The sequence below is a fragment of the Rhodococcus sp. APC 3903 genome (assembly GCF_030407755.1).
Classification (GTDB): Bacteria; Actinomycetota; Actinomycetes; order Mycobacteriales; family Mycobacteriaceae; genus Rhodococcus_F; species Rhodococcus_F erythropolis.
The window spans coordinates 1-940 of sequence record NZ_JASDCV010000089.1 but is presented as its reverse complement, the minus strand read 5'-3'; the positions used below and the strand labels follow the sequence as shown (position 1 = coordinate 940).

1 protein-coding gene is annotated in these 940 nt (G+C 62.0%); it reads left to right on the top strand.

Annotation, left to right across the window (positions count from 1 at the left end; translation table 11 throughout):
• The coding region (locus QMA15_RS32635; protein WP_269586666.1) for a condensation domain-containing protein at window positions 1-940 on the top strand (940 nt) is incomplete at both ends.

The window sequence follows — 940 nt, the reverse complement described above, 5'->3', positions numbered from 1 at the left end:
CCGTTGCCGGTGCAGTATGCCGACTACGCACTGTGGCAGCGTGAGGTTCTCGGGTTCGAGGACGATCCGCAGTCAATCATCGCGCAGCAGATCAACTACTGGTCCGATGCCCTGGCCGACCTGCCCGAGCAGCTGGACCTTCCCAGTGATCGCACCCGCCCCGAGATCGCAACGGGACAAGGAGCGAACCACACCTTCACCATCGACCCGCAACTGTGGGCCGATGTGGAAGCAACAGGCCAGGCGGCGGGCGCAACCCCGTTCATGGTCGTCCACTCTGCGCTGGCCGTGCTGCTGGCACGGTTGTCCGCGACCACCGACATCGCAATCGGCGCTCCTGTCGCCGGTCGCGGTGAAGCGCAGCTCGACGATCTGATCGGCATGTTCGTCAACACTTTGGTGCTGCGCACCGAGGTTGATCCGTCGATATCGTTCGCGGATCTGTTGGCTTCTGCGCGGGAAGTGGATCTGCAGGCGTTTGCCCACGCTGACGTTCCGTTCGAGCGGATCGTTGAAGCGCTCGATCCGGTTCGTTCGCAGGCTCGTCATCCGTTGTTCCAGGTGGCATTGACCTTCCAGAACCTTGGACAGAGTGCTCTCGAACTGCCCGGACTCACCGCCGCTGCTGTGGAATTCGACGCAGCACTGGCCAAGTTCGATCTGCAATTCACTCTTGAAGACGCCGCTGACGCCGGTATGTCCGGCACCCTGACCTACGCGACGGATCTGTTCGACGCGTCGACAGCGGCCGAGTTCGCTGATCGGTTCGTGTCCGTCCTCCGTGGCGTTGTCGCGAATCCGACTGCTGCCGTTGGCGACGTGGATGTTCTGACTTCAGGTGAGTTGGATCGTGTTCTGGCGTGGAGTGACACGGGTGTCGACAGCGGTGTGGATTCGACGTTGTCGGCGTGGTTCGATGATGCTGCTGCGCGGTTTGGTG